The organism is Gordonia sp. (in: high G+C Gram-positive bacteria) (assembly GCF_049299075.1).
GTDB lineage: Bacteria > Actinomycetota > Actinomycetes > Mycobacteriales > Mycobacteriaceae > Gordonia.
In genome coordinates, this window is record NZ_JBAQWU010000353.1 from 1 (window position 1) to 8,373 (window position 8,373).

The 8,373-nt window shown below is 67.8% G+C and carries 10 protein-coding genes; 5 read left to right on the plus strand and 5 right to left on the minus strand.

Features of this window, described 5'->3' with window-relative positions; genetic code table 11:
* From WAW85_RS11190 to WAW85_RS11200, 3 genes are all read left to right on the plus strand, one after another.
* Nucleotides 1-589: dienelactone hydrolase (locus WAW85_RS11190; RefSeq protein WP_422559685.1), on the plus strand; the 589-nt coding region annotated here is incomplete at its 5' end.
* Nucleotides 586-1,290, plus strand: a complete 705-nt coding sequence (locus WAW85_RS11195) for a GNAT family N-acetyltransferase (protein ID WP_422559686.1) — start codon at nucleotides 586-588, stop codon at nucleotides 1,288-1,290. The genes WAW85_RS11190 and WAW85_RS11195, both read left to right, overlap by 4 nt.
* Nucleotides 1,291-1,293: 3 nt before the next feature.
* Entirely contained in the window at nucleotides 1,294-2,307 is a 1,014-nt protein-coding gene (locus WAW85_RS11200) for a nitronate monooxygenase (protein WP_422559687.1), read from the plus strand.
* Nucleotides 2,308-2,404: 97 nt separating this feature from the next.
* Here the strand turns inward: WAW85_RS11200 and purE are convergent, their stop codons facing one another.
* Both purE and WAW85_RS11210 read right to left on the minus strand, forming a co-directional pair.
* Nucleotides 2,405-2,917, minus strand: a complete 513-nt coding sequence (gene purE / locus WAW85_RS11205) for a 5-(carboxyamino)imidazole ribonucleotide mutase (RefSeq protein WP_422559688.1) — start codon at nucleotides 2,915-2,917, stop codon at nucleotides 2,405-2,407.
* Nucleotides 2,918-2,967: 50 nt separating this feature from the next.
* Nucleotides 2,968-4,254, minus strand: coding sequence for a 5-(carboxyamino)imidazole ribonucleotide synthase (locus WAW85_RS11210; protein ID WP_422559689.1), 1,287 nt, complete (start codon nucleotides 4,252-4,254; stop codon nucleotides 2,968-2,970).
* 132 nt (nucleotides 4,255-4,386) lie between these two features.
* Here WAW85_RS11210 and WAW85_RS11215 point away from each other — a divergent pair, with 132 nt between their 5' ends.
* Nucleotides 4,387-4,995, plus strand: a complete 609-nt coding sequence (locus WAW85_RS11215) for a GtrA family protein (protein WP_422559690.1) — start codon at nucleotides 4,387-4,389, stop codon at nucleotides 4,993-4,995.
* On the opposite strand, the gene WAW85_RS11220 is transcribed toward WAW85_RS11215, so the two are convergent.
* The 3 genes from WAW85_RS11220 to WAW85_RS11230 are packed head-to-tail and all read right to left on the minus strand — an operon-like array spanning nucleotide 4,967 to nucleotide 7,526.
* On the minus strand, nucleotides 4,967-6,301 hold the full coding sequence (locus WAW85_RS11220) for a HAMP domain-containing sensor histidine kinase (RefSeq protein WP_422559691.1): 1,335 nt from the start codon (nucleotides 6,299-6,301) through the stop codon (nucleotides 4,967-4,969). The two genes, WAW85_RS11215 and WAW85_RS11220, sit on opposite strands and share 29 nt — an antisense overlap.
* A 17-nt stretch (nucleotides 6,302-6,318) precedes the next feature.
* Complete coding sequence (locus tag WAW85_RS11225) at nucleotides 6,319-7,008, minus strand: response regulator transcription factor (protein ID WP_422559692.1); 690 nt, start codon at nucleotides 7,006-7,008, stop codon at nucleotides 6,319-6,321.
* Complete coding sequence (locus WAW85_RS11230; protein ID WP_422559693.1) at nucleotides 7,005-7,526, minus strand: PH domain-containing protein; 522 nt, start codon at nucleotides 7,524-7,526, stop codon at nucleotides 7,005-7,007. Before WAW85_RS11230 ends, WAW85_RS11225 begins: the two co-directional genes overlap by 4 nt.
* A 91-nt stretch (nucleotides 7,527-7,617) precedes the next feature.
* On the opposite strand from WAW85_RS11230, the gene WAW85_RS11235 reads away from it, so the two are divergent.
* A complete protein-coding gene (locus WAW85_RS11235) occupies nucleotides 7,618-8,247 on the plus strand; it encodes a DUF6069 family protein (RefSeq protein WP_422559694.1) in 630 nt (209 codons plus the stop codon).
* Nucleotides 8,248-8,373: the final 126 nt, after the last annotated feature.

An 8,373-nucleotide genomic window follows, 5' to 3' on the forward strand; every position in this document is an offset into this window, starting at 1 on the left:
GGACTACCCCCGACTGGCCGCAACCATGACCAAGGCACTCGGAAAGGTCTGCATCTCCCGGGAATTCACCATCTTCGCCACCGGCCAGAGCTCGCCGGTCGTGATCTGGCTGCGCGCTTTGGCCGCCAAGGCGCACGCCGAATGCGGTGGCCCCGGCGTCGGCGCCGTCGGCATGTGCGTCACCGGCGGTTTTGCCCTGGCGATGGCCGTCGACGACCGCATGCTGGCGCCCGTGCTCTCCCAGCCCTCGCTGCCGTTCGGCTTCACGCCCGGGCGGCGCCGCAACATCGACATCGCCCCGCGCGACCTGGATACAGTGAAAGCCCGCTGCGCCAAGGGATTGCAAGTTCTCGGCGCCCGCTTCGAAGGCGACCAACTTGTCCCGGGCTCACGGTTCGAGTTCCTCCGCGAGCAGCTTGGTGAGGCGTTCATCGGCGTCGAACTGCCCGACTCGTCGGCCAATCCGGACGCTGCGATCCCGCCGCACTCGGTGCTCACCGAGCACCTGATCGATCGCCCCGGCGAGCCCACCCGCGACACCCTGGACCAGGTGATCAACTTTTTCCGCACCAAACTAGACGTGGCGTGACAGCGCGCACCGCGACCAACCATCCGCTCGACGATCCGTTCGGTTCGGCGCTGCGGGGACGACACGCGCGGTTCGCCCGGAGCCACCGTAGCGCCATCGCCTACGACACCGCCGTCTCGGTCTTCTACGCCCACCCGCCCGAGCTGACGCCCGCCGCCTACCGCGACCTCGCCGTCCTGGCCGGGCCGCACGGCACGATCGGCCTGCGCGATCGGTCCACGCCGCTCCCCTCCGGCTGGCAGAGGCTGGAGACCTTCAGCCTGGTCCAATACACCGGCGAGCACGTCGCCACCTCCGTCGACCCCACCCTCGTCGCGCTCGGTCCGGGCGACGTCGCGGAGATGACCGCCCTGGTCCGGCTCACCGAGCCGGGGCCGTTTCTGCCGCGCACCATCGAGCTCGGCCGCTACCTCGGGTACCGCGACCGACAGTCCGGACAACTGCTCGCGATGGCCGGTGAGCGAGCGCAACCGGACGGCTGGACGGAGATCAGCGCGGTGTGCACCCACCCGCAGGCTCGGGGGCGCGGGCTGGCGCACGCGCTGATCGGCGCGGTGACCGCCGGCATCGTCGCCCGTGGAGATCTGCCCTTCCTGCACACCACGCACGACAATCCGGCCCGCCGCTTGTACGAGTCGATGGGCTTTATCCACCGCAGCACCGTCACATTGGAGATCGTGCGCGTCCCCGGAAAGGACTGAACCATGCTCGACTTATCGACGCTTGCCGTTCCGATCGTCGGCGCACCGATGGCCGGTGGCCCATCGACGCCACAGCTGACCGCGGCGATCAGTGCCGCGGGTGGTATCGGAATTCTGGCCGGGGCATACCTCTCACCGGACGCATTGCGCGCCCAGATCGCCAACGTCCGCGCCCGCACCGACCGGCCGTTCGGAGTGAATCTCTTTGTGCCGGAAGAGATTCCGTTCGACGGTGAGGGCTTTCTCCGGTTCCGCGAGAAGCTGGCGCCGCTGGCCGAACGCTACGGCGTCGCGCTTCCCGACATGGTCGAGTACACCGATGACGGGTTCGACGCGAAGGTTGCGGTCTTGCTTGACGAGCAGGTCGCCGCGGTCTCATTCACCTTCGGCGTCCCCGCCCCGGATATCCTTGCGGCCTTCACCGACCGCGGCGTCGCCACCATCACCACGATCACCGGTCCGCTCGAGGCCCAGATCGCCGTCGACGCCGGTACCACGATCCTGTGCGCCCAGGGTTTCGAAGCCGGCGGGCACCGATCCACCTTCCACATCCAGAACGACGACCGCGAGATCTCCCTCGCCCACCTTCTGCCCACCGTTCTCGGCCTCGGTGTCCCGGTGATCGGCGCGGGCGGTGTTGGCGGCGTCGACGACGTGCGCGCCATCCTGGCCGCCGGCGCCGTCGCCGCCCAGGTTGGCACCTTGTTCCTGCGCACCCCCGAAGCGGGTACTCGGTCCGCGCATCGCGCCGCCCTGGCCGACCCGCAGTTCACGCACACGCGCACCACCCGCGCCTACTCCGGTCGCCTCGCCCGCGGCCTGGTGAACCAGTACATCGACGACTTCACCGACGTCGCTCCCCCGATCTATCCGCAAATCAATACGCTCACCGGGCCGCTACGCAAGGCCGCTGCCGATGACCCCCAGGTGATCAACCTGTGGGCAGGCACCGGTTGGCGCGGCGCCCACGAGATCAGCGCCACCGACGTCGTCGCCGCCCTCGATCCGGCCCGCTGATTCCTGCGGCCGGAATCGGCTCCCGCTGTCGGAATACTCCGACAGCGCGGACGTAATCCGACCGCGTCAGCCGAATTCGACCGCAGGGGCAGTCCAGTCAGTCGCCAAGGAGGTCGCGGCGCAGGCGCTCGTCCTTCTCCAGCACCAAGGCTTCCAGATCCGCCTGGAACTCCGCCATCGCGGTGCGGAGGGAAGTATCGGAAGCTGCCAGGATGCGGATCGCCAGCAACCCGGCGTTGCGCGCCCCGCCAATGGAGACAGTCGCCACCGGCACACCGGCCGGCATTTGTACGATCGACAGCAGCGAATCCATCCCGTCGAGGTACTTCAGCGGCACCGGCACGCCGATCACCGGCAACGGCGTCGCCGAGGCGACCATTCCGGGCAGATGCGCAGCGCCGCCCGCCCCGGCAATGATCACCTGAATGCCACGATCAGCGGCCTCGCGGGCATAGTCGATCATCCGCTGCGGGGTGCGATGCGCAGACACCACACCCACCTCGAAGGGCACGCCGAACTCGGCCAGCGCCTCGGCAGCCAGCGTCATCACCGGCCAGTCCGAATCGCTGCCCATGATCAGGCCGACGCGCGGTGCGGGTGGGTTTGTCATCTCAGATCTCCTTGTGGATTCGACTCGTTCCTCGCTGCACCATCGAGGGCTCACTCGTCCGCATGCAAATCCCAGCCGTCGGTCCACTCGCCGTGGCTCATCCAGTGCGCAGCGCGCTCGGCACGCTCCCGGACGTCGTCGATCGTCTGGCCCGGCCGTCCGACGATGTTGAGGTGTCCGACCTTGCGGTCGGGCCGCTCGTCTTTGCCGTAAAGGTGCACTTTGACATCCGGCATGCGGGCCATCAGATGGTGCAGACGCTCGTCCATACTCATCGCCGGAACCTCTTGTGCGCCAAGCACATTCGCCATCACGGTGATCTCGGCCGACGGAGAGGTATCTCCCAACGGATAGTCCAGCACCGCGCGCAGATGCTGCTCGAACTGCGAGGTGACGCAGCCGTCCATCGTCCAATGCCCACTGTTGTGCGGCCGCATCGCGAGCTCGTTGACCACCAACTCGCCGTCGGTGGTCTCGAACAATTCCATCGCCATATTCCCGACGACGCCGAGCTCATCAGCCAGGCGCAGCGCCATCTGCTGCGCGCACTGGGCGACCTCCGCGTCCAGGCCCGGCGCCGGAGCGAGCACGACGGCGCACTGGCCGGCGCGCTGAACAGTTTCCACCACCGGCCACGCGGCACCCTGTCCGTGTGGGGAGCGCGCAACCATCGCCGACAACTCGCGCGCCATCGACACCTTCTGCTCAGCCATCAGCACGGCGGTCCCTTCGGCGGAGCCGGCCGCACCGTCGAACACGGCCAGTGCCGCGTCGGCGTCACCGTCGATCAGCCAGACCCCGCGGCCGTCGTATCCGCCCCGCACCGCCTTCACCACGATTTGCCAGTCATGTGCCTCACCAAAGGCAATCAGTGCCTCGCGGGCCACATCCGCGTCACCACCGAGGTCCACAAAGTCCGGTACCGGCAGACCGAGTTCGGCCAGCCGGCGGCGCATCAACAGCTTGTCCTGCGCGTACTGCAGAGCCTGCGACGGCGGACGCACCGCGACGCCGCGGGACTCCAGTTCCCGCAGATGCTCCAGTGGCACGCCCTCGTGATCGAAGGTCAGCGCCACCGCGCCGTCGGCCGCGCGAAGCAGATCGTCGAGGTCATTGTGCGAGCCGAGCACGACGTTGGCGCACACGGCCGCAGCCGGTTCACTCGGTGACCCGGCCAAGACGCGCAGGCACTGACCCAGCGCGATCGCCGATTGATGGGTCATCCGGGCGAGCTGCCCGCCGCCGATCATGGTGACCGTCGGCAAACCGGAGTGGGAAGGAACAGGGCGCTGACTCACAAGGTCAATCCTGGCATCCCAGCGTCCGCCGGGCGACATCGTGGGCGCGAAATACCGATCTGGCGCACGACCGAACTACACTGAGAAGCTGTGTGCCGCACGCCAGGCACAACTCAACTGTGCGATCCGCGTCCCCGGTCCGGACGAGCGGAACCGACAAGAATGGACACGATGGCCGACTTCACGAGTGAACGTCTGAAGCGCACAGCGCACCAGTTCCTCCGGTTCGCCGTCATCGGAGCCTCCGGCGTCGTGGTGAACATGGTGGTCGCGATCATCATGAACAAGCTGAACGGCGGCACCGTCAACGCCCAGTCGGTCATCTGGTCGATCCCGGGCACCGACTTCAACGTCCGATTCACGGCACTGGTGTGGATCGTGGCGTTCCTCGTCGCCAACATGTACAACTTTCAGCTCAACCGGACGTTCACCTTCAAATCCGCTCAGCACGCCCGCTGGTGGACCGAGTTCTGGCCGTTTCTCCTGGTGGGCAGTGTGGCCGCGGCCGTCGGCTTGGTCATCAAACTCGCGCTAACCAACCCGGCGTCGGTCATCTACCTGCCCGATCCGCCGTTCCACGAGAGCGCCGGATTCGCCTCCCGCGAATACTGGGCGCAGCTCATCGCCATCCTCATCACCATGCCGGTGAACTTCGTGGTCAACAAATTCTGGACCTTCCGCGCAGTGCGCCGCCGCCCGATCGTCGAGTCCGAGGTCGCCCTCGACGACGCCCCGCGCGAACCGCGCCCGCTCAGCGATGAGGAACCTGACCGGGCTTAAGCCGCGCGGCGCGGTCGCCATCACCGTCGCAGTCGCCATCACCGTTGCTGTCGCTGTCGTCAGCGGCGACCGGTACAACGATCGAGAACACTGCGGGACGCCGGGACACCAGGTCCAGACGACCGCCGTCGGCCTCCACCAGCGCGCGAGCCAGGCTCAGCCCCACTCCGGTGCTCTCACCGCCGGAGAACCCACGACGGAAAATGTCCGGGGCCAGCAGATCGGGAATGCCGCCGCCCTCGTCGGAGACGGTGCACCGCACCACGTCGGCCGACCCCATGTCCTCGACCTGCACGTCCACCGTCTCAGCGCCATGGCGCAGCGCATTGTCCAGTAGCGCGCTGAGAGCTTCGCGCAGCCGCCCGGGCCGTCCACGCACCGGCCGGATCTCCCCCGCTACGCTCACTCGCAACACCCGGCCCACGGCTGCGAACGGCCCCGCGAAGTCGTGCGCCAACGCGCCCACCAGACCGGCGACGTCGATTTCGGCGCGGTCACCGGTGTCGGCGCGCGACGCCGACACCAACTCGTCGAGCTCGGCCGACAGCCGCTCCACCTGCGCAACCCCGGCCTGCGCCTCGGCGACGACAGCGGGATCGTCGTGCAGGGCGAGTTCGTCAAGCCGCAGACCGATCGCCGTCAGGCGGCTGCGCAGCTGATGTGAGACGTCGCCGAGGATCTGCCCTTCCCGTTCCAACCGCCGGGCGATCTCGGAGTTCGCCTCCGAGAGGGCCGCCGTGACCCGGTCAAGCTCGTCGATGCCCTGATAGGGCCACGGCGAACTGAGATCGCCACGGGCCATTGCCGCCGACCGCTCGGCCACCTGCGTCAGTGGTTCAGTGAGGCGGCGCGCCGTCACCAACGCCACGACCGCCCCGGCCGCCACCGAACCGACAACCACGGCGATCAGGACCGTCACCGCCAGCCATTGGGTAGGCCGGACTTGTGCGGCTGGCACCGACAGCGTCAGCGTGTACCCGGCGCCCAGTGTCACCGATTCGGAGATGCGGCGCACCGCAGGCTCAGGCCCCAGCCGCCGCTCCTCGGCAGGCTCAGACAAGGTCAGGGTCGCGCCCGCAGGCACGAGCAGCGCGAACTCTTCCAATTCCAGCGCATGCGGTCCAGCCACCCGCCCACCAGCTTCTTCGGCCAGCACATATTCCGACATCGTCTTGAGTCGCTCGGACAGATCGTCGCGGGCGCTCTGCGCGATCCATACCCACGTACCAACAGCCAGCGGCACACCGAGCAGGATCCCCATCGCCAACAGGACGGCGATCATCGTCCGCAAAATTCGCTGGCGCATGACGTATCTACCTGCCTCTACGGATCAAACCGGAAACCGACACCACGGACGGTGGCGATGTGTTTGCGGCGACTGGGCTGGTCATCGCCGATCTTCCGGCGCACCCAGGAGATATGCATGTCCAACGTCTTGGACGACCGCAGGTCCGTCGAACCCCACACCTCCGTCATGATCTCGTCCCGAGAGCGCACTTGCCCGGGCGTCTCCATCAGGCAGCGCAGCAAATCGAATTCCCGGTTGGCCAGCGTCATTTCCACACCGTCGACGACCACCCGGCGGGCCCGCGCATCCAAGTGGATGCCGCCGCTGTCGAGCACCACATCGTCGGCCGACGAACTGCGCCGCAGCAGCGCGCGCACCCGGGCCAGCAGTTCGGCCAACCGGAAAGGTTTGCCGACGTAGTCGTCAGCGCCGGCATCCAGACCCACCACGAAGTCCACCTCGTCGGTCCGCGCGGTCAACATCAGCACCGCCAACTGCGGCCGCTCCCGCCGGATCCGGCGGCACACTTCCAGTCCGTCCATTCCGGGCAGGCCGAGATCGAGAATCACCAGCGCATAGGTGCCCGACAGCGCCGCTTCGAGGGCCTGCGGGCCGGTGCTCGCGATATCGCAGGAATTGCCTTCCCGCACCAGCGCACGCGCCAGCGGCTCAGCGATCGCCAGATCGTCTTCGGCCAGCAGCACGCTGCGCCCGGTGCCGGTCATCGTCGACCCCACTCGTCATCGGGCTGCGCATCGAGCACTTGCCGGTACAGCAAGGCATGCACCGACTCGACCCGCGGGATGTTGACAAATGTCAACGGATCCTCCGACGCCGACTGAATCTGCAGCGACCCGGTGCGCAGCAGTCGGTCGATCAGGCCGTGCTGGAATTCGACGGTATTGATCCGGGCGATCGGAATGTCGATCCCCGACCGGGTCAGCAGGCCCCGGCGGTGGATCACCCGGCGATCGGTGACCACGAAATGCGTGGTCACCCAATCCAGCAGCGGGCGAACCAGCCACCAGATCGCCGCCACCAACCAAACCGCGGCGATCGCCCAGGCGAGCGCGGGTCGCGCGGTCCGCAGGCTACCGGCCCCCCAGATCGCCCCGATCGCCAGCGCGGCGACGGCCGTGACCAGCCAGAACGCCAAAATTGGGGTGACGACACTCTTCCAGTGTGGATGGTAATGCACCACCACCGTCTCACCGGGCGCCAGGTTCTCCCGCGGATAAGCCATGGCGACAGCGTAGTCCGGATACGACCGGCCTTCGCCCGGAGGAGCACGCTGGGTCCTCGCGTCGCCCCGCGATCTCGTTACACTGGAAATCGTGACCTACTCCGATCCGAATGACCCGCGCCGCCGCACCCCGCAGACCCGCGCGTACAGCAGCGACCCGGGCTACCAGCAGGGCTACACCCAGGGTCAGCCGTACACGCAGGGTCAGCAGTACTCGCAAGGGCAGCCCTACCCGCAGGGACAACCGGCCGAGCAGCCCGCGCGTGGGCGCCGCGGCCCCGACATCGATCCGCTGATGTTCGCGGGCGGTGTCTTCATGACGGGAGTGGTGACCGGGCTGGCGGCGTGGCTGGTCGCCTGGATCATCGGGCTCATCGCGCGCGGCGTCAACGCCGCCACCAACACCGGCACACTCAACCCCCTCGACCCGGGCGGCGAATACTGGTTCGCGCTGGTCGGCTTCATCGCCGCGCTGGTGGGCGGTGCACTCTGGTACATCCTGCAGTTGGTCACGCCGACGCCGAACAGCTTCTACCGCTGGATCGTCGGCTTGCTGATCATCGCGGCCTTTGTGGTCCCGCTGACTGTCGACGCCGACATCTGGCGAGGTCTAGCCACCGGTATCCTGCACGTGTGCATCGGTATCCCGATCCTATCGCTGATCCCCACCATGGGCAGCCGGAGCCAACGGTCCAACCCGAATACCGACCCGGCCCGCTAGCCGACCCACACCGGCAGCGGCGGAACTAGCGCGCCAGTCGTAGATGGGTGACGTCGCCGGCCGAAGCGCACGTCCGGCCGTCCGGCCCCTCGACGACGATCCGGCCTTCGGAGTCCACGTCGACGG